Origin of the sequence: Azospirillum agricola (genome assembly GCF_017876095.1) — a bacterium.
GTDB lineage: Bacteria > Pseudomonadota > Alphaproteobacteria > Azospirillales > Azospirillaceae > Azospirillum > Azospirillum agricola.
In genome coordinates this window covers 110,636-133,124 of the sequence record NZ_JAGINM010000010.1, presented here as the reverse complement: position 1 = coordinate 133,124, position 22,489 = coordinate 110,636, and the positions used below count along the sequence as shown (strand labels likewise).

Below are 22,489 nucleotides of genomic sequence, written 5' to 3'. Positions count from 1 at the left end.
CCGAGCCATGCGGCCCAGCGGCGGGCAGGACGGCGGCTGGCGGAACGGCGGCTGGCAGGACGGCGGCGATCCGGTCGCCCTGCGCTCGCCGGCGCTCTGCCGCTTCTTCGGCGCCATAATGGCGCGGCGGATGCGGCGCGACTTCCACGCGGTGCGGCTGGCGCTTCCGGGCTGGCCGGACCTGCCGCCCGACCGGCCGGTCATCGTCTGGCTGAACCACCCGTCCTGGTGGGATCCCGCCCTGCTGATCGTGATGGGGACCAGCCGTTACCGCGAGCGGCCGGGCTACGGCCCGATCGACGCGGCGATGCTGCGCCGCTACCGCTTCATGGCCCGCATCGGCCTGTTCGGGATCGGGCCGGGCCGGGCCGGCGCCGCCGCCTTCCTGCGCAACGGCGCGCGCATCCTGGCCGACCCGCGCGCCATGCTGTGGATCACGGCGGAGGGCGCCTTCACCGACCCGCGCCACCGCCCGGTCCGCCTGCGGCCGGGCATCGCCCATCTGGTCCGCCGCGCGCCCTCGGCGCTGCTGGTGCCGCTGGCCCTGGAATACCCCTTCTGGAATGAAAGCACGCCGGAGGCGCTGGCCCGCTTCGGCGAGCCCATCGAGGCGTCCTCCTTCGCCGCCCAGCCGGTGGCCGCGATCGCCGCCGCGCTGGAACGCCGGCTGGAGGCGACGATGGACGCGCTGGCGCTGGACGCGCAAAGCCGCGACCCGGAACGCTTCCTGACGCTGATCGACGGGACGGCGGGTGTGGGGGGCGTCTACGACCTGTGGCGCCGGGCATGTGCCTGGGCCGGCGGGCGGCGCTTCTCCCCCGCCCATGGCGACGTGTCGGACGGCGGCGAGGCGCGCCGGCCATGAGCGCCGTCACGCCGCTGGCCGCGCTGGCGCTGGCGCTGGCCCTGCTTCCGCTGGGGCTGGGAATCGCGAACCTGCGCCTCTACCGCCGCCCGGAAACCGAGCCGCCGCCGGGCACCGCCGTCAGCATCCTGATCCCCGCCCGCAACGAGGAGGCCACCATCGCCGCCTCGGTGCAGGCGGCGCTCGCCAGCCAGGGGGTGACGGTGGAGGTGGTGGTGCTCGACGACCAGTCCTCCGACCGCACGGCGGAGATCGTCCGCGCGCTGGCCGCCCACCCCGGCAACGCCTCCCGCCTGCGGCTGGAGACGGCCCCGCCGCTGCCTCCGGGCTGGTCGGGCAAGCAGCACGCCTGCCGGACTCTCGCCGGGCTGGCGCGCCATCCGCTGCTGCTGTTCCAGGACGCCGACGTGCGGCTGGCCCCGGACGCCGCCCGGCTGGCCTGCGGCGCGCTGCTGGCGGGACCGGCGGGTCTGGTCAGCGGCTTCCCGCGGGAGGAGACCGGCACCCTGGCGGAGGCGCTGGTGATCCCGCTGATCCATGTGCTGCTGCTGGGCTACCTGCCGATGGGAATGATGCGGCGCTCGCCCGACCCGCGCTTCGGCGCGGCCTGCGGCCAGTTGATCGCGGTCCGGCGGGAGGCCTACGAGCAGGCCGGCGGCCATGCGGCGATCGCGGCCTCCCTGCACGACGGGGTGACGCTGCCGCGCGCCTTCCGCCGGGCCGGGCTGGGGACCGACCTGTTCGACGCCACGGGCCTTGCCCGCTGCCGGATGTACCGCGGCTGGCGGGAGGTCTGGTCCGGCTTCTCCAAGAACGCGACGGAGGGGATGGCGACCCCGGCCGCCCTGCCGGTCTGGACCCTGCTGCTGTTCGGCGGCCATGTCCTGCCCTGGCTGCTGCTGGGCTGGGCGGCGCTGGCTCCGTTGCCGGGTGTCGCGGTGGTCCTGGCGGCGCTGGCCGCTGCGGCGGGGCTGCTGTTCCGTCTGCTGCTGGCCATCCGCTTCCGCCAGAGTCTCCTCGGCGCCCTGCTGCACCCGGTGGGAATCCTGGTCCTGCTGGCGATCCAATGGGCCGCGCTGCTGCGCGCACGCCGGGGCCGCCCGGCGCAATGGCGGGGACGGGCCTACCCGGCCGATCCCGGAGGGAGCGCCCCGTGACTCCCTCCATGCCCTCCTGGCTGCGCCGGAACGCCCACCGCATCTTCCACCCGCTGGCCGGGGCCGACGCCGCCACCCTGGCGACCGTGCTGCGCGACGGCGGCGGGGTGGGGCCGCTCCACCTCCACCGGGTGGCGACGGCGCTGGGAGCGGCGGCCGTCCGCGCACCCTTCGACGCCCTGGAGCGGCGACGGGTGGAGCGCCTGATCGGACAATCCCCCGCCGCCCCGCCGCTGTTCATCCTGGGGCACTGGCGCAGCGGCACGACGCATCTCCTGAACCTGCTGGTGCAGGATCCCCGCCTTGCCGCCCCCGACCCGCTGGCGGTCGGGCTGCCCTGGGGGTTCCTGGGGGTTCTACCCCGCGATCCTGGAGCGCTTCGACCGCGCTTCGCCGCTGCTGCCCCCCGGCCGGTTGGTGGAGATCCGTTACGATCGCCTTGCCGCCGACCCGCTGGCGACCCTTCGTCACATCTATGACCGGCTGCCGCTGGGATCGTTCGAAACGGTGAGGCCCCGGGTCGAGCGCTATCTGGCCGGGGTAAGGGACTACCGGCGCGCCCGGCACGAGCTGGACGCCTCGACCCGCCGCAGCGTCCGTGAACGCTGGGCTTTTGCCTTCGAGCGCTGGGGCTACCCCGCGTGATCGCCCTAATGAATGGGCAACAGCGCAGCGTCGATCTTCGGGCGGCGCTATTGCTCTTGACCGGGCTTCCATGCAGCGGAGTCGTCCTTGTCGGCTTTGACGAAACGGGACACGTCAGCGTTCGCCAGCAAGCGGACCGCGGAGTCGAAGCTTTCCGATTTGAAACCGAGCGAGGACAGGCGTTTGCCGGCTTGACGCTCGTCGTCATTCTGGACGTAGCGCTCGTCGCCCGCCTTCATCACGAAGGGCGTCCCACCGGTACCGACGCTGCCCCGCGAAGCCGAATCGCCGGTCCGGGAAAACTCGGCGGCCATATCCCGCATAGCCTCCAACGGGTCGCCACCGGACCGCATCGCCGCCCGGCGTTGATCGAAAGCGGCCATCTCCTCCATCGAGATGTCGAGGGGGTTGCCCTGCGACGAGCCAACAGCCTGCCGCGCGCCCTCCCAGAAGGCCCCGGCCCTCGCTTCCTTGAGCCGGCTGGTGAGCGCGAGCCCAAGGTCGCGGGCGCTGATCGCACCGGACGACACCAGGCCGCCCAGGGTGGAGCGATCCTCAGACGATAGGCCGGAAAAGACGGTGAGCGCGTCATCCTTCAACTCCACCGCCAGTGGACTCAGCTCCACAGAATCGCTCCGGCTCGTTGCCGTCTCCGCACCCCGCGCGGCCGTCGCGGCGGTGCGGGCGCTTGGTGCCGCAGTCCCGCTTCTTATCGCCGGGCCAGCGGCGGACAGGTCAGAAACATTCATCGGATCCTCCTTGAGCCCACCATCCGCATCAGGTTTGGTTGCCAGACAGTCAACAATGCTTATGTAGCTAAGTAACGATAACAATCAGCAGACATACAAAATCATATCATCACTTAGTTAACGCGCAATTAATTTAACATCAACATTACGCATACTATAGTATATAATAATAAATATTATTGACTCAATCGATTTACTTTGTTAGCGCATTGAACACAACAACTCGCCTTGAACCATTGAAATATGGAGGAAAAAATGGGCTTTTTCTCTCTGCCCTCGACGCAGTTCGATTATGTTGCGACGAATCCGAACGAAGCTTGGTCGATTTATGGGAACAACCTTGGAAATCAACTCGTCGGCGGGAACCTCGACGACTACATTGATGGCGGCAACGGCAGCGATACTATCGATGGCGGTGCCGGCAACGATTTCATCAACGGTGGAAACGACGCGGACACGCTGTACGGGTGGACAGGCAACGACAACCTCCTGGGCGGCGCCGGCGACGACTGGCTCTATGGAGAAGCCGGCAACGATACCCTGAATGGCGGCGCATCCGGCTTCCGCGACGTGCTTCAGGGCGGTTCCGGCGACGATGTCTACATCCACTACTATAACGACGGCGGTCTCTCGTGGATCGCCGACGCCAGCGGCACTTCGGACAAGCTCGTCATCAACGACGTGACCTTCGGCGACCTGCTTTTCGCGCTCGACTCGAGCAACAACAACAATCTGATCATCTACACCGCGGCTGACGATGCCAATGGCATCAGCGATGGGATCGTGATTCAGAATTTCTTCAACGGCAGTGGCCACGGGTCGGGCGAGGTCGAATACATCCAGGTTGGAAGCACCACGTACGATTTCTGGGATTATCTCGGCTTGGCATGATCGGGCCATGACCGCATCGGCCGGGATCGCCACACGGTCCCGGCCGATGCGGGAGATTCGATGCACGGCTCTTCCGTAAACGGTCGGGATGGAGTGTTTTCCCCGCTCCGAGACTTCCGGAGGCGCCGTTTAGGCAGAGTCCGGACATGATAGCGAAGAGCCGAAGCGACAGGCAGAGCCGGATTTCCGCGACGCGCCGATGATTCCCATTCGTTCGAATCCTCCAATGGAATCATCGGCGCCTCGCCGCCGTCAGCCGATGATCGCGCGCAGCCGCGTCAACTGTTCGCCGGAGAGGCGGGCGAACCTCACCGTGTCCTTCTCCACGGTCGCGCGGACGCTGGAGCCCACCGTCTCCAGCATCGAGGACGGCTTCTGATGCAGCAGGGCCAGCGCCGCCTCCACCATGGCCACCTGCACGGCCATGTCCTCGCTGTGCTCCAAGCCCATCAGCGCCGCCTTGGCCGCCTCCAGCTCTCCGGCCAGATCGTCGACGTAGGCGATGGGCCGTCCGCTCAGGGCGTCGCGGACGGCCGACACGGCCCCCTCGACCAGTCGCCGGAGGCTGAGGTCCGGAATGATCTCCAGCTTCTCGTCAACGAAGTCGGCCGAGGCGGTGGCCGCGTGCCACGCCGGCACCAGATCGCTCGAACCGAGAAACTTCAGCATCTCGATCGCGGGCAGCTTGGTCTCCAGGACCTCGTGCAGCGAGGCCTGGGTCCGGCCGGCGGACAGGCGCGTCAGATCGGCCTCGTCGTATTTCCCGCAGGGGATCGCGTTCAGGGCGCCCGGAATGTCGATCCGCCGGTCCCCCACATCCACCCGCGACAATCCGGCCAGGCGGGCGGCCAGAAGGTCGGCCAGCGACCCGCTCCGGTCGGAAGCCGAGCGCAATCCGTCCGGGCTGGTCCTGACGGCCGCGACGTCGCTGATCAACCAGTAGGTGTTGGCGTCGCCGGCCTGCGGGAACGAAACCACATCGCTGTAGGAGTCATTGGTGAGTCTGGCGCTGAATGCGTCCTTGGTGTTCCCGTCCAACACGGGTCCGCCGCTGTTGCTGGCGCTGTAGCCGATGCTCCAATTGAGCTGGACGGTCGCGATCCGGTCCCACAGAAGATATCGGACATAGCCGGTCGTGCCCGTGGCCGTATCGCTCATGCCGGTCGAAATGTAGGTGTCGGTGGCGCCGGACGCGATCGTTTCGGCTGATTGCTGCTTCCATTTCCCATGCGACAGATCGTAGGCGAGCCGCCACATCATGCCTTGGGTCGCGTTCTTGACATGCAGGGTGATCTTCCGCTTTTCGGCCATTTATCGTCTCCCGATTGATGCAAGGTTGTGCGCGGCGCGCGTGCCGGCCTGGAAACCGGGCTAGATCTGAATCGCGTCGCTCTTGGTGGGAATCGACGGGGGAGGGGCTTCGCCCACCCAGTCGGGCCTGCCAGCGCCGAAGGGTATCCAGAAGAAGGAATAGGTCGGCTTGACCACGCTGATCGCGGCCTCCATGGCGAAGCCGATGGTGAAATTCTCGCCCTTGCGCACCGGCAGATGGAGGCTCTGGTTGTTCGAGCCGATCCAGAGCTTTCTGTCATTCGGCACGAAGCAGAAGGCGGTCGAGCCGCCGGTCGCCGACACGGTCACGCCGCCGGCGCTCGCCCAGATCCACCCCATCTGCGGGCGCACCGGGAAATTCCCGCTGCACTGGATGGTGCCGATCACATAGCCGTCGGTGGAGGCCATGTAGATGCCGAGCCGCTCGGTCAGGGAGAACCGCTCGCCCAGGATGGCGGCGGGGCCGGCGGCCGACAGGGCGCCGCTCACGGCGAGGCCGTTCTGCGCGGTCAGGGCGCCCGTCGCGGTCACGGTGCCGGTGACGCCGAGGTTGCCGGTGACGCCGAGGGCGCCGGTGACGGCGGTGTCCTTGAGCACGGTGCGGCCGCTGGCGATGGTCAGCGCGTCGGCGGGCGCGGCGGCGGTGAGGGTCGCGGCGCCGCTCACGCTCAGGGAGCCGTCGAGCGTGGACGGTCCGGCGACCTTGAGTTCGTGCGGCGTCAGGATCGCCGGATCGGCGATGGTGACGGTCAGGCTGGCGTAGAGCTTGGAGCCGAGCCCGAGCGCGAGGTCCTCATCGGCCTCGGCGTCCTCCCCCACCATCGGCAGCGATGCCGCCAGCACCAGGGTGGTGTCGGCCGCCAGCCCCGCGTCGATCGACCAATCCTTGCCGCCGCCGCTCCAGATCTCCCCCGTCTTGTCGGAGTAGATCGTGAAATGGGTGCCGCTGCTCTCCCAGGACAGCACGATCTTGTCGCCACGGTTGAACCGCGTGCACGGAACCCCCGGCTTGCCGTCGGCGGTCGCCATGAAATTGCGGAGGAACAGGCTGAGGGTGGTGACCGGAACCGGCAGATCGGTCTCCTTCTCCGTGAAGGACGATGGGGAGGTGCCGGACTCCTCGATGACCACGATGGTGCTGGTGGTCACCTCCGACGTGGTGTGCCCGGTGATGGTGAATTCCAGGTCGTAGGTGATCTGCTGGTGTTCCTCATCCTCGCAGTGGAACTTGAAATACTTCGCGTCGCCCACGCCCAGCCCGTAATCGGCGGCGGCGACGACCTTCTCCTCGGATGGCACCCAATTCCGGTTGTTGTATTCGACGGTGGGGCCGGGCGAGGCGAGGAAGAGATAGTCCGGATCCGGCGCTGTCTTCACGATGAAGGTAAGGGCCCTGCACCAGCACGGGGTCGCGCCCTGGCGCGGGGTGATGATCACGCTTCCGCTCTGGTTGACCTGCAACGTCTCGGGCAGGAAGGATGTCTGATAGGTCAGAAGGGCATCGGTCATGGCGCACCTGTCTTGTGTTTGGGTCGGACCGGCTATTTCTTTTCGGCCAAGTCGATCAGGAGCTGGAGCATCCCCTCGCGCAGGGAGTTGGGCACCGGCGGCAGCACGGCGTTGGGCGTGGCGGCGGTGATGTCGTGGCCGGTCGCCTCCGCCGCGTCCGCCACCGCCTCCCACCACGACCAGCTGCCGCCCTGCTCGGCCGGCAGGGGCAGCGTGATCGCCTTCTCGAACGGCGGCGGCCGGTCGTCCGCGCTGGTCGCGGCGTGGAGGGTGGTCAGGATCGGCCCCATCCGGAAGGTCAGCGCCATCCGCGACAGCGGCCCGTCGACGAAACGGTTCGGCAGTTCCAGCGTCTTGACCGGGAACAGGCCGGTGAAGACCCGCGCACTGCCGCGCGGGTCGAGCAGCAGGGTCAGCGTGACGCTGTCGTCGGGCTCGAAGGACAGGCGGGGATAGTTCCGGCCGGAGCCCAGCGGGCCGATCTGCCGGACATAGGCCTGCCCGCCGTCCGGCGCGACCACGCTGTTGAAGACGTCGTAGTCGGTGCCGGTGAAATAGCCGATGGTGCCGTCCTGCCGCGTCGCCTGGTCGCCCAGGCGCAGGGCGTGTTTCTGCTTGATCCAAGCCGGCGCCTCGTCCCGCAGCGTGTTCGCCCAGCCGGGATCGCTCAAGGGGGCGCCGCTGTGGCGCAGCCGCAGCCGCACCCGGACCAGCGCCAGCGCCCGCCCCACCAGGCTGGTCAGGTTGGCGTTCGTGCGGCCTCCCAGGGGATCGACGGTCCAGAGCGTGGAGTCGATCGCGCGCAGGAAGGCGTTGAACGACGTCTCCCGCTGGAAGACCGGCGACGCCACGAAATCGCGCAGATGCGGCGAGACCCGCGCGAGGTCGTCGACGCTGGCGACGTCGCCCCGTGGCGGCGGCGCCCAGACCGCGCGCCGGGTGTCGCCGTCGAGGTCGACCAGCAGGCGGACGTCGCCCAGGTTGGCGCCGTCGGGGCCGTAGAGCAGGATGCTGCCGTCGAGATGATTGGGCACCAGCCAGCCGCAGACCGGGTTGGCGCCGACATCCGCCGCCAGGGTCACGCCGTCGTCGCTGTTGTCGATGAGCTGCGCATCGACCTGCCCCGGCTGGATCAGCCGGGGCGGCAGCTCGATCACCGATTTCACCCCGGCGCTCGCCGCCAGCTTGACGTTCGGCTGCAACGCCTCGTCGATCAGGACCGGAAAGACGTCGTGGCTGCTCAGCCCCTGCTGCACGCCGCGGCCGATGAACTGGAGAACGCGGCCGAAGCGGTCGTAGAGGATGACATCGTTGAAATAGAACTGGCCGGCGCGGATTCCGTGGAAGGCGCCGGACTGGGTCATCGGCACGCTGTCGACCCGGCCGCGCAGCGCGTCCGGCAGCGCCTCCGCCCCGGCGCCGGGGTCGTCGTAGCCCAGAAGGTCGGACAGGCGGTGCCGGGTGCCGCCGCCGCCGCCAATCGTCTCGCCGGGCCAGGGCCGGCGGAAGGCGCGGGTGTCCCGGCGCAGCAGCCCCTCGTTGAAGCCCACCAGTTCCTGGGTCAGGAACTTCCAGCCGAAGACCTCCCCGATCCGTTCATAGACCGCGCCGAGCCCTTCCTGGCCGGCGCCGAACTTGTCGAGGAAGGTCTTGAGGCGGGCCCCCAGGACGAGCTGGGTCTGCGGGCTCAGCAGCGAGATGCCGCCGACCTGCTGGGCGACGCTCGCGACGCCGCTGCCGGCGAAACGGTAGTCGGTTCCGTCGAAATGCCAGTTTCCGTCGTCCTCGGCGCCGTGCGGGATGGGCAGGAAATCGCCGCGCCATTCCAGGAACAGGGGCTCCCAGTCCTGGCTCCAGCGCGCGATGGCCAGATCCGGCCGCAGGCCGACGAGCGCGGCCGAATCCCCGGCGGCCTGGATGGCGGCGACCGCCCCGGCACCGACGCCGGCGGCGGCGGCGAGGCTGGCCGCGTTGGCCGGGTCGAGCAGGAACAGCTCGTCCATCAGCGCGCCGACCGGCTCGGGCAGGGACGCCAGATTGGGCAGCGCCGGCAACGCGGCGGCGATGGTGGCGCGCGAGACCGGCGCGCCTTCGCCGACGACGAGGCCGGAAACGATCCGGTCGGACAGGCGCACCGTCAGGGCCTTGGCCGGATCGGCGGCGTAGGGCGACTTCACCCCGGACAGGACGATGCTCGGGTTGTTGGGCCGCCAATGGCGGGGCGGCACATCCGCCTTCAGCCGCTTGCCGGCGCCGAGCCCCCGCTTGGCGGCGAAATCGGCGATGCCGGCCTGATGCGCCTGCTCCCGGCTGGCGCCGGCCGTGGCGAGGGGGCGCGGGACGCGCGCCAGCAGCGTCCTGACCCGCTCCAGGGCGGCGACCAGCCGGGCGGCCGGGCTGTCCGGCCGGTCGGGGTCGAGCGCCGCGTCGAGTTCGGCGGCGGGCGGCGCGGCGGGCGGGCGGTCGACCGGCCGGATTTCCGCGAGCACGCCACGCTTGTACCAGATCGCGTTCACCTGCCATTGCAGCGAGAACAGATGGTCGAGCGCCTCGTCGAGTTCGGCCTGATTGAGGTTGAGCGCGTTGAGCCAGACGGTCTCGGCGTCGGTCAGTTCGGCCGGCGTCTCGGAATCCTCGGGCGTGATGACCCAGCGGTCGCCGCCCCGGACCGAGCCGAACCATTCCTGCCGGATGCGCTGTTCCAGCAGCGCGCCGCCGTTCACCTGATTGAGCACGTCGAGCAGGTCGTGGTTGAAGGCGCGCAGCAGCGCCGTCGTCCCCGGTTCCTTCAGCAGGGCGCCGACCATGGCGGTGAAGGCGTCGACCGGCGTGTTGGCGATGGCAACGTTGAGCGTCGGGTTCCGGATGATGCCGTGCAGGGTGTCGGGCTCCGGCGCCGGCCCGTTGCGCTGCCAGTCGATGCCGAAGCAGCCCCCGGTGTAGAAGCTTCGGGTCGCGGCCGGCCCTTCCGCCGCGCCGGCCCCCTCTTCGTCCCCCCCTTCGTCCCCATCGTCCAGCGCCCAGCGCAGCGCCGCCAGCAGTTCGGCCTGGGTGTCGCCGGGGGCGGTGGCGAGGATGTCGCGCGTCGGATCGGAATACCAGCCGACCACGTAATAGCTGAGCTGGTCGCTGTCGATGCCGGTGAGCGGGTCGTGGATGCCGAAGACGTTGCGGTGATGGGGAAAATAGCCGCTGAACAACGGGTTGGCCGGAGCGACGGCGGTGAGGAAGACCGAATCCGCCGCCCGTTCGCTCCATCCGTCGAGTTCGAAGCGCACGCCGATCCGCGGGGTGCTGGGCTGGCCGTCGGCGGCGGGCACGAAGGCGCCGCGGATCGGATCGCCGCTCCTCCGCCACATCTCGGCGACCGGAGGATCGACGAGGTAGAGCGAACTGTCCACCGAATCGCCGGGCGTCTTCCTGGATATCTTGGGGCAGTCGCTTTCCACCACCCAGCCGGTGACGTTGCGGCGGTCGCCGCCGCGCACCCGCACCACCAGCCAGCGGTTGGGCACCAGCGGATGCACGATGGCGCCGGTGACGGCGTCCTGCCGCCCCTCGCGCAGCGCCGCCGGCAGGGTCCAATGGACGAAGACGCCGATATCCCTCGTCTTGGCGATGCCCGACAGCGGTTCCGGCTCCGGGCTGCGGAAGTCCGGCAGGGCGAGATAGTTGAACGGCCATTGCCGGAAAGCCGTCCGGTTGACCACGGCCGTGTTCGCAACCATCGCCTCGCATCGCATGGGGACGATCAGGGAGGGCAGGGGCATCGCAAGCTCCGTCGACGGCTAGGGGATTTGGCAGTGGAAGACGATCGCCTCGGGCGACTTGATCATCTGAAGGGCGAATTGCGCCGGCTCCAGCGGACCGCCGGGCGGCGCGCCGGCCTTGGCCAGTGCCTCGCCCAGGGTCCTGACCAGCCCGGCGCCGCCGGGGGCGAGGTTCAGGACCCGGCCCGTCCGGTCGCGCATCTGGCGGGCCTCGCGGCCATGGGCGTCGTAGACCGGCACCTGGTCGCCGACCTGCTCGCCGACCGCGCCTTCCAGCCGGCGCGAGGTGGCCGTGCCGGAGCCGTCGACGCCGAAGCGGAAGCCCTCCTGCGGCTCGGCGATCTCGATCCGGTCGGGGATGCCCGCGAACAGGACGAGCAGCACGGTGGGCGACAAATGGTCCATCCGCAGGATCTTGACCGGCTGGTCGCCGGCGTAGGGCTGCACCGACAGGGTCGGCCAGCCCGAGACCAGGGCGGAGCGCAGCAGCAGGCCGCTGATCGTCTGCCCGTCGCCGTCCGGCCCGGCGTCCGACCCGGCCGGCTCGACCCCCGTCGCCTGACGCCGCAGATCCTGCGCCGCCTTGCGCGCCAGCCGGCCCAGCACGCCGCGGGTGAGCGCGTTGAAGAGGGTCTGGCGGCTGGATTCCAGGCCGAGGCTGAGCGCGCCGTCGACCAGCGCATCGACCCAGTTGGCGTCGACCCGGAAAAAGCGGAGCGACTCCGCCGGGAGCATCCGCTCGTCGGCGACCAGCAGGTTGAACGGCAGCGGGTAGAACAGCGTCAGCCGCGCCAGCCAGCTGGCGAGACCCTGGGCGTCCTCGCTGACGATGGCCTCGATCATCTGCTGGACAGCCGGGTTCTCCAGCAGGTCGCGGACCGCGGCCTGCGGATCGGCCGCCGGTGCGTCCCGGCCGGCCGGGCGCGGAGCCGTTTCGGTCCCGCTCAGCAGCCTCGCCCCCAGCCCGCCGATCCGATCGACCAGTTCGGCGTCGAGCACCGACAGCAGCCGCTCCTGCGCCGACCGGCCGTCGGCCAGGGCCGCGCCTTGGCTGCGGGCGGACGGGCCAACCGTGTCGAGCCGTTCGCGCAGCTCGTCCACATGGCTCATCGCCCAGCGCCGGAAGGCCAGCAGGCGGCGGGCGAAATCCTTGTCCGACAGCGCGGCCGTCCGCCCGGCCTCCCACGCCGCCGCCAGCGACAGGTCGAACATGCCGAAGCGCTGCTGGTAGACGATCGCGGCGTCGGCGGTCAGCAGCGGTCCGGGCTTGATGACCGGAGCGGGCTGGACCGGAGTCAGCGGGCCACGGTACCAGGCGAAGGCGGTCTCGCCGGTCCGGGTGTGCCAGGCCAGCGGCACGAAGCCGTGCGCCAGCCGGTCCGACACCTCCAGGGCGGCGGGATCGGCGGCAACACCGTTGGCGGCGGTGGCGGGGGGAGGGGACAGGCGCAGCCACAGCGCGTCCGGCTCCTGGTCCGCGCCCCCGCGCAGCCCCTCGACCAGCCCCTGGAAATCCACCGCGTGGTCCCGCACGCACTGGAAGCTCCAGCTGGCGAGCGACAGCAGGGCGACGCTGGTCCGGCCGGCGAAATCGGGCCGCTCGACCAGCCAGTCCTCCAGCCCCTCGACCGAGACCAGATGGACGATGTTCTTGACCGGCGCCGCCCCGTCCGGCGGCTGCGCCGGAAAGCGGTTGGCGGTGACGACGGAGACCAGCCCCTCGGCGTTCAGGTTCTGCGCCGCCTTGTCCCCCACCCCGGAGCGCCGGCAATGGGCGAGGAAGCGCAGCTCCTCCCGGCGGGGCATGAGCGCGGCGAAGCGGTCGGCCGGAAGGCGGATGTAGCGGCAGGCGGTGTCCGGATCGACCTCGCCACCCGGAACGACCGCCGGCTTCAGCACGCCCGGCTCGGGGGCCAGGAAATCCCGGATCCGGGCGGTGACCACGCCGGTTCCTCCCCTTTCCTCCGTGCCGCCTCCGTCCAGCTCGTCCTCGGTCAGCACCAGCAGGGCGAGCCAGGGGGTGCGGGCGTCGCCGCCGACCCGGCGTTCCCAGGGCAGCGACGGCTCGCGGAACACCAGATGCGGCAGCTGTTCGGCGAAGAGGCCGGTCGCGCCGCGCGGCGGGTGCACGCTGAGGATGTCGGACGCCTCCAGGGCGAACTGCGGCGCCTCGACCAGGAATTCCTGCACCGCCGAGAACGGATCGCCCGACCGCACGCCGTCGGGAAGCTCATGGGTGACCGTGACCCAGTAGCGCCCGGCGCGGGTCGCCGGGAGCAGATTGTCGTAGAAGGCGACGTCGCCGAATGGGAGGGCAGCGGAGGCGTCCGGCATGGTCGTTCCTCAGTCCTGCTTCAGGGGGGCGTAGGTGAAGAGGGAGCCGGCCCGGCCCGCCAGTCCCTCCAGCCGGTCGCAGCGGCCTCGGTAGACCGCGGCGGCGCCCAGGGCGCCCAGGATCGACTGGCGGGCGGCGTGGGCCGTGTCGCCGGCCGCAGCCGCGATCTGCCCGATGGTGACGTTGTCCCGGACGGGCCGGTAGGCGGTGGCCGCCGCCGTTCCGGGCCGCAGCGGCGCCTGCCCCGGCGGGCTGATGTAGTCCCGCATCAGCCGGTGGCGCGGCGCCGGCCCCGCCATCGCGCCCCGGACCGGCGACGGCGTGGTCACCTGGAAGCCGGTCGGGGTGTCGGGCAGGATGTCGGCGGTCGGGCGGTCGGGGATGTGGGTGAAGGGGCTGGGCGGCTCGCCCCACAGCGCCTTCGGCACCGGCTGGGTGCGCGGCTCGAACCGCCAGCCGTCCAGATCGACCTCCGGACCGTCCACGGTGTCGCGGGCGATCCGGACCCGGTGGGTGGAGTCCACGCCGGTCCGGTTCATCGGGCGGATGTCGATGCCCGCGCCGGCGGCGTGCGTCCGGGGAGCGGTGCCGCCCGGCCCGTCGCAGACGAGGCGGCTTGCCGGGATGGCCGACTGGGTCGTGAAGCTGAAGCCGCGCGGCTGCACCACCCAGCGCTTCCTGCTCGAGCTTGCGGTGTCGTCGACCGTGCGGTTCAGTTCGGCGCCCGGCGCGATCACGCAGATCGCGTCCGGTTCCGGCAGCATGGCGGAGAAGCCGTCCCAGTCCAGCGGCTCGCTGGCGCCGCTGCCGTAGTCGGCGCCGAAACGGACGGTGAAGCTGACCACCACGATGTCGACGCGAACCTTGCCGCCGGTCGGCGGCCCCCACAGCGTCAGCGCGGCGCCGACCGAGACCGACAGCGTCTTGTGGCAGAACAGCAGGTTCAGCCGGTAGGAGACGCCGACGCTGATCTCGATTTCGGCCAGGAAGTAGAAGGGCCGCCAGGAAACCAGGAAATCGGCCCGCGCGATGAACCAGGCGCGCAGGTCGCCGTCGCTGAACAGCGCCTCCAGCGCGCAGCCGCCCATGATGCAGGAAGGGGTGAGCGCGAAATAGGCCTCGCCCTTCACCGTCACGCAATCGCTGACCGACCAGTTGAAGCCGACCCGCGGCACCTTCGGGTAATGGGCCGGCACCTTGAAGGCGGGGTGGTAGCCACCCACCGTCACGACGAAGTCGCCGGCGTGGGGGCTGGGCGGGAACCACAGGCTGAAGGCGAAGCCGCCGGTCAGCCGGCACTCCCGCGTCAGCAGGTAGGAGGCGCTGGTCAGGACCGCCGAGGCCTCGATCACGCCCAGCGTCGGCTGGAACACCGCGCGCAGTTGCAGTTCGAGGAAGGCGTAGGTGGGCACGCCCTCGGCCGGCACCGGCAACTGCATCGACGCGATGCCGAGCAGCGCGATGGTGAAATCGCCGGTCGGCTGCACGATCAGCAGAGCGCGGGTCTTGATGATGCCGAAGGCGGTGAAGTGCAGCCCGGCCGCCAGCCAGAGCGACCCCATGCGCGGCACCACCCACTTGCGCGGCTTCACGTTGTCGCCGACCGCCTTCTTGCCCTCCAGGACGTGCAGCACGTCCATCGGGGTGAACGTCTCGGCCTCGCTTCCGGGTGTCGGCGGCCGGCCCAGCAGCAGGAAGGGAAAGCTCTGCACCTCGTCGATGCCGGGGATCGCCAGCTCGCGGTTGAAGCCGCCCCCGGCCATCAGCCCGTCGATGAAGATCGGCGGCACGCCGCCCAGCGGCGCCAGCACCTGGACGAACAGGAACAGCGACGCGTCCCCTGACTTCATCCGCGCGTAGGAGCCGATGCCGGCCAGTCCGAACTGCTTGAAGCGCAGCGAGAAGGCGCCGTCGAACTGGAAATCGACCCCAGCGGCCAGCTCGCTGCGGCGCAGCTTGATGAGAGCGCCCGAGATCGCGAGCGGGTCCTTCTGGAAGTCCACCCCCAGACCGTGCAGGTCGAAGACCGGATCGAACGCGTCGAGCGGCGAACCGGCGGACAACCCGTCCAGGCTGAGCGTCAGCGGTCCCAGGGCGATGTCGGCGTCGAGCGACAGGCTCAGCACGTTGTCGGCGAAGCCGACGCCGATGCGGTTGAACTGGAAGATGCCGAACTGGCGCTGGATGCTGAACCAGCGGGTGCCGTCCGACGGAGCCTCCTCCCCGGCCTCTTCATCCTCCTCCGGCTTGGCCGCTTCGCTGGCCGGGCCGTCGCCGACCGGCAGCAGCAGGGCGAGGCTGGTGCCGGCGAAGCGGATGTCGGCGCTGATGCCGACCCCCTTCGACAGGCCGTCCTCCGGCAAGCCGGTGGCCTCCTCCGGCAGCAGCGCGGCGATCCGGCCGGTCTCCTCCGCGCCGACGGCGGCGGACGCGTAGAGAACCTGGAGATTGTCGATCGCCAGCGTTTCGTCCGCCGGCAGGCGGTCGCCCACCAGCGGCAGGCGGGTGAGATCGACGACGACATCCATTCCCAGGCCGAAGGCGAAGCGCTTGGTCTTGCCGTCGGACCAGTAGAGGAACTTGGCCTCTTCGAGATCGACGGCGATGCCGCCGGGAACCAGGGCGCCGAGCGACGGTGAGACCCCGGCGACCAGACGGCCCAGATCGACCGTTCGCGTCTCGTCGTGCCGGAACAGCGCGACGAGCAGATCCGAGTCCGAATCCCGGTCGAAGGTGATGGCGAACAGGAAGCCGTCGATCGTCAGCGCGCCGCCGACCGTGGCGGCGTACCCCTTGCTTCCGGCCTTCGGCCCACCCCTGGCGATCCGGATCGACACCGACATGTCGACCGCCTTGTCCGCCACGGTGAAGCCGCCGTCGCAAGCGAAGGCGAAGGTGCCGTCCCCCGTCTCGTAACAGAGCGACAGGCGGGTCAGGGCAAGATCCTTGAGCGGCGCCGGCAGATCGGAGACGCCGAACTCGCGCCCCAGGGCCGCCAGCAGCGATCCGATCGACAGGCGCGACTGCGGAGTCTGGGCGCCGGAAAAGCGCCATCCGGTCTCGGCCCCGGCATAGCCGCCCTCCAGCGCCAGGGTGAGGTCGTTGCCCAGCTTGAGCCGGCAGGTGATCCCGGCGGTGATGCCACCCTTGGCCTCCTTTTCCCCCTCCTCCTTCCCGTCCTCCCCCTTCCCATCGTCCTCGCCGCCGGGCTTGCCATCCCCGTCATCGGCCGCGGGCTTCTCCTCCTCGGCCTCCTCGCCTTCGGTTTCCTCGCCTTTGGTTTCCTCGTCCGGATTTTCCTGGGGGCCGTAGGTCAGCGCGAACGCGACGCTCTCCAGCGCGACCGGCCCGGCCGCCCAGACACCGGTGACGCCGGCTTCGAGCGCGTAGCTGCCCTTGCGGGGCTTGGCCGAGAAGGCCACCGCGTCGACCGCCAGCGCATCGGGGACGCCGGCGTCGGGCAAGCCGGCCGCCGCCACCATGGCCTTGACCTTGACCCGCGCCTTGTCCTTCAGCGCGCCGGTGATCGCGAGATCCGGCAGGCTCAGGACCACATCGAGCGGCAGCTCGGCGACCGTGAGCGCGCTGGCGATCTTGAAGGACGCGATGGACCGCTTGCGCCATTCCACCGCCAGCGTGACCGCCTTGATCGCGAGGTCGAAGGCGGAACGGTCGAGGTCGAGCGTGGCGACGCCGTCCGTCGCGGCACCGGCCAGCGTCGCGCCGCCGTTCCAGCCCGCCAACGCCGCCAGGCCGGGAAAGGCCGTGCCGGTCGCCGGACGCAGGGTGACGGGCCATTCATCCTCGGTCGACAGGTCGATCTCGACCAGCAGGGCGACGGCGTCGACGGTCAGGCGGCCGGCCACCGTCATCACCGGCGTCTCCTCGGTCGACAGCGCGGCGCGGAACTCGATCCCCTGGAAGACCAGGGTCGGCGGCGCGATCTCCCAGCGGGTCGCCGGCGCCCGCATGCCGAATTTCCATTCGGTGGCCTCGTCCTCCTTGGCCGGATGGAAGGCGATCTCGAAATCGTCGGGCAGGACGCTCAGCACCTCGCCGAGGAGATCCAGATCCTCGGGAATCGGCATCGGCTCGCCGTTCGACGGGCCGAGCCGCAACAGATCGATCGGCCTCACGGCGTCCAGCGTCCCGGTCAGCGCGACCAGCCAGGGACCGTCGTCGTAGGTCACCGACACCGGCGGCGTGGCCGAACCCAACGTCAAGGTGGCGTCGAGCACGCAGCCGGCGGTCATCCCCGCTTCAGTCTCGTCGATGGTGATCGCGACGGCGCCGACCGCGAGCGAGGCCGTCAGGCCCGTGACGTCCCAGTCGGCGGACACGGCGCCGGTGATGGTGAGCGAGGAGCCGTCCAGATCGAGGCCATCCTCGGCCAGCATCAGCGTGATCGCGCCGTCCGGCATCGTTTCCAGCAGGCCGGCCAACTCGGCGGGCAAATCGTCGTCGTCGGCCGACAGCGTCAGCCCATCGTCGCCGCTCTTGCTTTCGATCAGGGCCTTCAACTCGGACAGGGTCATCGCTGCCTCGCGGTTGTTTTGCGCGTTCTTCCAGGTCGCTCCCGGAAACCGATGCCATGGTCCCGGCCGGCCGGCGGCGAAGGGTGCCGCCGGTTCAGCGGGGGCGTGTCAGCGGGGGCGAGAAGCCCTGGACGGCGGACGCGACGAAGGGGGGACGGTCGAACGGAGAAGCCTCAGCCGATCAGGAGAGCGGAGGGTGAAAAGCGGGAGGAACGGTTGGCGGGAAAAGCCATGCGCCCTCCCCACACTATGCAATTTAGAAAATTGCGATGTAAATGCTTGTGAATAGGGAAATTCCTTTCTTGTCAGCGCCTTGGCTTTATCGCTGGGCACTGGATCGGATGACGTCCTGCACCGTCCGGATCCGGGCGGATCAGAGCCTCTTCGATTGGGGGGCCATCGCGGATGGCTTCAACCATCACGCCCCGCCATTCCAGCAAGGGCCGACACCCGGATTCTCCCAATGCTGCCGCCATGATGACGGCTGAGCCCCGCCAGCCCGGCAATGACGAGGAGGAAAGCGCAAGCAATCGAGGGCTCCTGCATCATGCGGCTTTCAGCTCAACCGACACACCCGAAGGACCGAACGAGCAACAGCCCAAGGCTCTGCTCTCGAACCGCCGGAACGCGCAATGCGCGGCCCGGAATCGGCAATTTGAGAGTTATTTCTTTTCTATTTTTTCTACTTTGATTTGCAATCATGCTATCTCACGCACTCATGACTCATCAACATATTTTTTAAAATTTCCTAAAAAGTGTCCTTTCCGGCGAAACGACGCGCTCAAAGGGGCGACGAGGCACACCACACGGACGGAACGGGAACATTTCTCAGCCAGACGTTGGACGAAACGCCCGGCGGCCGGCGGTCATCGGCGGCGTCCCGAGCGATGTCCTGTGAAACCTCACCGGGTAGCGGGCTTGGCGGACGGCCGGAAGCGATCATCCCGATAGGCCTCATGGGCACGCGCAGCGCAGGCCCCCATCCGCGAAAGCGCATGGACCGGAACGCTCGGTAGACGCTTGGCATGACCGGTGGCGCTCGAGCCTTCTCACGAGCGGAGGTTACCGTTATGGTGGACAATCACCTCAATTTCTTCTCGATTCGTCGGTTTCTGTCATTGGGGTTTTCCGAAAAAAGAGCATCGCCGATGATGTTTGAAAACTTATGGGCGCAAAAAATTCTCCCTTTAATTGCGTTTCGACGCCTTGACCCACACGCCGCGGACCCGGTGGGGCTGGCCGTCCAGAAGAGGGCATCATGAAGACACTCGTCCTGCTGGCCGTGCTCGCCGCTGCGGCCTGGTTTCATGCGGGCGGAGGGAGCGTGCCGACGGCATGGTCGCAACGTCTGTCCACCGTCCCCAAGGACATCGTCGCCGTTCCCGTCAACCCGGCCTCCGCGGTCGATCTAACGATCGAGGTGGACGGCCCCGTTCTTCGCGAGGGGACGGAAACCCGCATCTGCTTCTCGGCCAGCCAGTCCGGCTATGTGACTCTGTGGAATGTCGGCACCTCCGGCCGGGTGGCGCGCATCTTTCCCTACACCGACGATGGCCAGCCGGTGCCGGTCAAGGGCGGCCAGCGCTATTGCGCCGGCGACGCCAGCGCCAGCCACGCCTTCCGCGTCAACCCGCCCTACGGCGCCGAGGACAGCTATCTGGTGTGGACCCGCGCGCCGGACGCCCAGCCGCGCACGCCCAGGTTCGAGTCGGCCGCCGCCCTCGCCAAGGACGTCACCCCCATCACCCGGCTGCCGGCCACCGACTGGGCGACCGCCAAGGTCACCTACGACGTCGTCCCGCCCGGCGGTCCGGTGAGCCAGCCGGCCCCGCCGGTCAGGCCGGCCACCCAGACCACGGGCTCCGGCCGCACCTGGATCCTGGGGATGGGCGCCAACGTCGCCCCGCTGGTCCGGGCGAACGACGACGCGCGCCGCTTCACCGAGCAGGCGGCCCAACTCTTCCGGGTGCCGGCGTCCAACGTCCGGCTGATCGCCAACGCCTACCGCCGCGACTTCGAGGCCGGCATGGCGTGGCTGGCCGCCAACGCCGGCCCCGACGATCTGGTGCTGATCTATTTCAGCGGCCACGGCTCCACCGTGCCGGACGACGACGGGGACGAGGAGGACGGCCTCGACGAGGTGTTCATCCCGTTCGACGTCGAGGGCAAGGCCTACCCGACGGAGCAGGACATCGTGCGCGACGACCGCTTCGCGGAGATGGTCGGCCGGATCCGCACCAACCGGGTCGTCAGCGTGCTCGACACCTGTCATTCCGGCGGACTGCGCAAGTCGTTCACGGTGACCGGCGCCCGCACCAAGTTCCTGACCAAGGGCATCCTGGGAACCACGCCGCCGCGCGCTCCCGCCGGCGGGGCCAGCGCCCGCCGCAAGGATCTGCCGGGCGGCGTCGACGGCACCTCCCTGGGCGTTCCGGACGTCAAGGGCCTGGTCGTGGCCGCCGCCCGCGAGGACCAGTACGCCCTGGAAGGGGCCGACGGCAGCCTGTTCACCCTGGCCTGGCTGGAGGCGATGGCCCGCGGCGGCACCCTGCGTTCGGCTTTCCAGAGCGCCGCTCAGGAAACCGAACGCACGAGCCGCGGCCAGCAGAACCCCACCCTGTCCGGCGACCTCGGCCTTCTCGATTCGGTGCGGCTCGACTGAGCCGCGCCCGGTTCCCCCGCCGCCATCCCGATAAGGAACGTGAACGGTTCCCCCCATTCCGGCCCACGGAGGCTTCACCCGCCATGCACAGCAGCGTCCCCACCTCCCGTCCCCGCCATTCCCGCCATCGCCTCCCGGCCAGCCTGATCGTCCTCGCCGCCACGCTGGCCTCCCTGCCGGCCCACGCCGACCTGGGCGGCGGCGCCCCGGCCGCCGCCCCGCTGGTCCGCGACCTGACGGCGGAGCAGCGTCCGGTCGCGCAGTTCCAGGTACCGGCCTCCGACCTCACGGTCACCGCCTGGGTGAACCAGGCGGACAACAGCTACAGGCCCGGCGAGTTTCTGGAGCTGACGGTGCAGACCAACAAGGAGGCCTACATCACGGTGGTCGACGTCGGCACCTCCGGCAAGGTGCACATCGTCTATCCCAACCAGTTCCAGACCGACAACCGGGTGCGCCCCAACAAGCCGGTGCGCATCCCCTCGGGCGGCGACGATTTCGCCCTCAAGGTGGGGGGCCCCGCCGGCACCGAGGTGCTGAAGATCATCGCCACCACCTCGCCCCAGCCGCTGTTCCCCGCCGGCCAGCTTGCCAGCGCCGGGCCGTTCAAGGCCTACAAGGGCGGCGGGGCGGCGGCGGCGAAGGATCTGGAGACGGTGCTGCGGCAGAACGCCGCCGGCAACGCCTGGGCCGAATACACCAAGATCATCCGCATCGCCGAGGGGGCAGGGGCTTCGGCCCCGGCGGCGTCGGCTCCCCCGCCGGGGCCGGCCAGCGGCCCGGTGCCGCCGGCCGCGGTGGCGGTTGTGCCCGCCGCCCCGGCGCCGGGCAGCGGCTTCAAGCTGTCGGTGGCCACCGACAAGCCGGTCTACAAGGTCGGCGAGGCCGCCATGGTCTCGGCGGTGAGCGAGCGCGACTGCCGGCTGACGCTGGTCGATGTCGGCTCCTCCGGCACGGTGCATGTGCTCTATCCCAACCGCCACCAGCCGGACAATCGGCTGAAGGCCGGGCAGCCGGTGACCATTCCCAGCGCCGCCGCCCCGGTGGATTTCCGCGTGCAGGGGCCGGACGGGCTGGAGGCGCTGGTCGCCATCTGCCGCAGCGACGACCAGCCGGTGCTGTCGGGGACGCTCGACTACCAGCAGGGCGTCTTCCCGGCCTACGGCGACGCCAAGGCGCTGGCCAAGGATCTGGCGGCGACGCTGCGCCAGCCCTCCGCCGCCATCGCGCACGCCACCACCAGCTTCCTGGTGAGCGCCCCGTAGAGCGGCGGCGGATTGGGGGAACAAGGGGGCCGGGGGCCGTGATGGGCGCCGGTCCCCGCACCCGTTGGACGGACAGACGAGGGGAGAAGGGCCATGATGCGGACGCTGATCTTGGTGCTGACGCTGACCTGGGCGGCACTGCCCCTGCCGGCCCGGGCGGGAGACCCGCCATCCGAACCGCAGCTGCGGGTGGAAACCGGCATGCACACGGCGACGATCAAACGCATCGACATGGACACCGCGGGGCGGCGGTTGTTGACCGTTTCGGAAGACAAGACCGCAAGGCTGTGGTCCCTGCCGGACGGACGGTTGATCCACGTCTTCCGCCCACCCATCACTTCCGACGCCGAGGGCAAGCTCTACGCTGGGGCACTGTCGCCGGATGGAAGCACTGTGGCGGTGGGCGGATGGACCGGGTACGAGTGGGACCGCGAGCACAGCGTCTACCTGTTCGATGCCAACGGGGGTGCGCTGATGCGGCGGCTGAATGGGGTGCCCAATGTGGTGCAGCATCTCACCTTTTCACCGGATGGACGGAGGTTGGCGGCGGGGGTGGGGGGATCGAGCGGTATCCGGATATGGGATGCCGCCAGTGGCCGGGAGGTGTGGGCGGACCGAAACTATGGAGGTGCTGTCTACGGCCTCGCTTTCACGGCGGACGGTCGCTTGGCCACAACCTCCTTCGATGGCCATATCCGGCTCTACAGTCGAGACGGAACACTGCTGCGCAAGGTTAAGCCGGGAGGGGAGCGCCCCTATGGCATCGCCTTTTCC

Annotated in this window: 13 protein-coding genes and 1 pseudogene; 8 read left to right on the top strand and 6 right to left on the bottom strand. The window is 69.6% G+C overall.

All coding sequences use genetic code 11. From position 1 onward, the window contains the following. The first annotated feature begins 7 nt into the window (after positions 1 to 7). Genes J2847_RS16685 through J2847_RS16670 form a run of 4 tightly spaced genes read left to right on the top strand, consistent with a single transcriptional unit; the run spans position 8 to position 2,667 of the window. Positions 8 to 865 carry a lysophospholipid acyltransferase family protein gene (locus J2847_RS16685; RefSeq protein ID WP_209780042.1) on the top strand — a complete coding sequence of 286 codons (858 nt, stop codon included), beginning with the start codon at positions 8 to 10 and terminating at the stop codon, positions 863 to 865. After that, positions 862 to 2,022, top strand: coding sequence for a glycosyltransferase family 2 protein (locus J2847_RS16680; RefSeq protein ID WP_209780041.1), 1,161 nt, complete (start codon positions 862 to 864; stop codon positions 2,020 to 2,022). Before J2847_RS16685 ends, J2847_RS16680 begins: the two co-directional genes overlap by 4 nt. Then, a complete protein-coding gene (locus J2847_RS16675) occupies positions 2,019 to 2,501 on the top strand; it encodes a sulfotransferase (RefSeq protein WP_209780040.1) in 483 nt (160 codons plus the stop codon). Before J2847_RS16680 ends, J2847_RS16675 begins: the two co-directional genes overlap by 4 nt. Before the next feature lie 28 nt (positions 2,502 to 2,529). Continuing rightward, positions 2,530 to 2,667, top strand: a complete 138-nt coding sequence (locus J2847_RS16670) for a hypothetical protein (protein WP_209780039.1) — start codon at positions 2,530 to 2,532, stop codon at positions 2,665 to 2,667. Positions 2,668 to 2,714: 47 nt separating this feature from the next. On the opposite strand, the gene J2847_RS34180 is transcribed toward J2847_RS16670, so the two are convergent. After that, the gene (locus tag J2847_RS34180) at positions 2,715 to 3,416 is read right to left on the bottom strand and encodes a hypothetical protein (protein ID WP_233474576.1); all 702 of its coding nucleotides are present in this window, start codon (positions 3,414 to 3,416) and stop codon (positions 2,715 to 2,717) included. A 255-nt stretch (positions 3,417 to 3,671) separates the two neighbouring features. Here J2847_RS34180 and J2847_RS16660 point away from each other — a divergent pair, with 255 nt between their 5' ends. Next, on the top strand, positions 3,672 to 4,307 hold the full coding sequence (locus tag J2847_RS16660; protein WP_209780038.1) for a calcium-binding protein: 636 nt from the start codon (positions 3,672 to 3,674) through the stop codon (positions 4,305 to 4,307). A 252-nt stretch (positions 4,308 to 4,559) separates the two neighbouring features. On the opposite strand, the gene J2847_RS16655 is transcribed toward J2847_RS16660, so the two are convergent. Genes J2847_RS16655 through J2847_RS16635 form a run of 5 tightly spaced genes read right to left on the bottom strand, consistent with a single transcriptional unit; the run spans position 4,560 to position 17,788 of the window. After that, on the bottom strand, positions 4,560 to 5,618 hold the full coding sequence (locus J2847_RS16655) for a hypothetical protein (RefSeq protein ID WP_209780037.1): 1,059 nt from the start codon (positions 5,616 to 5,618) through the stop codon (positions 4,560 to 4,562). 60 nt (positions 5,619 to 5,678) lie between these two features. After that, on the bottom strand, positions 5,679 to 7,148 hold the full coding sequence (locus J2847_RS16650; RefSeq protein WP_209780036.1) for a hypothetical protein: 1,470 nt from the start codon (positions 7,146 to 7,148) through the stop codon (positions 5,679 to 5,681). A 32-nt stretch (positions 7,149 to 7,180) separates the two neighbouring features. Next, entirely contained in the window at positions 7,181 to 10,918 is a 3,738-nt protein-coding gene (locus J2847_RS16645) for a hypothetical protein (RefSeq protein WP_209780035.1), read from the bottom strand. A gap of 18 nt (positions 10,919 to 10,936) precedes the next feature. Beyond that, positions 10,937 to 13,252: a hypothetical protein gene (locus tag J2847_RS16640; protein WP_209780034.1), complete on the bottom strand. Its 2,316-nt coding sequence runs from the start codon at positions 13,250 to 13,252 to the stop codon at positions 10,937 to 10,939. A 9-nt stretch (positions 13,253 to 13,261) separates the two neighbouring features. Continuing rightward, positions 13,262 to 17,788, bottom strand: coding sequence for a DUF6603 domain-containing protein (locus J2847_RS16635; protein ID WP_209780033.1), 4,527 nt, complete (start codon positions 17,786 to 17,788; stop codon positions 13,262 to 13,264). Positions 17,789 to 19,046: 1,258 nt separating this feature from the next. Here J2847_RS16635 and J2847_RS16630 point away from each other — a divergent pair. The 3 genes and pseudogenes from J2847_RS16630 to J2847_RS34945 all read left to right on the top strand — a co-directional run. Next, positions 19,047 to 20,450 (top strand): caspase family protein, encoded by a 1,404-nt coding sequence (locus J2847_RS16630; protein WP_209780032.1) that lies wholly within the window; start codon positions 19,047 to 19,049, stop codon positions 20,448 to 20,450. Positions 20,451 to 20,533: 83 nt separating this feature from the next. Continuing rightward, positions 20,534 to 21,715: a DUF4384 domain-containing protein gene (locus J2847_RS16625; protein WP_209780031.1), complete on the top strand. Its 1,182-nt coding sequence runs from the start codon at positions 20,534 to 20,536 to the stop codon at positions 21,713 to 21,715. 93 nt (positions 21,716 to 21,808) lie between these two features. Then, positions 21,809 to 22,288, top strand: a pseudogene (locus tag J2847_RS34945) (WD40 repeat domain-containing protein); the annotation flags it as partial. Positions 22,289 to 22,489: the final 201 nt, after the last annotated feature.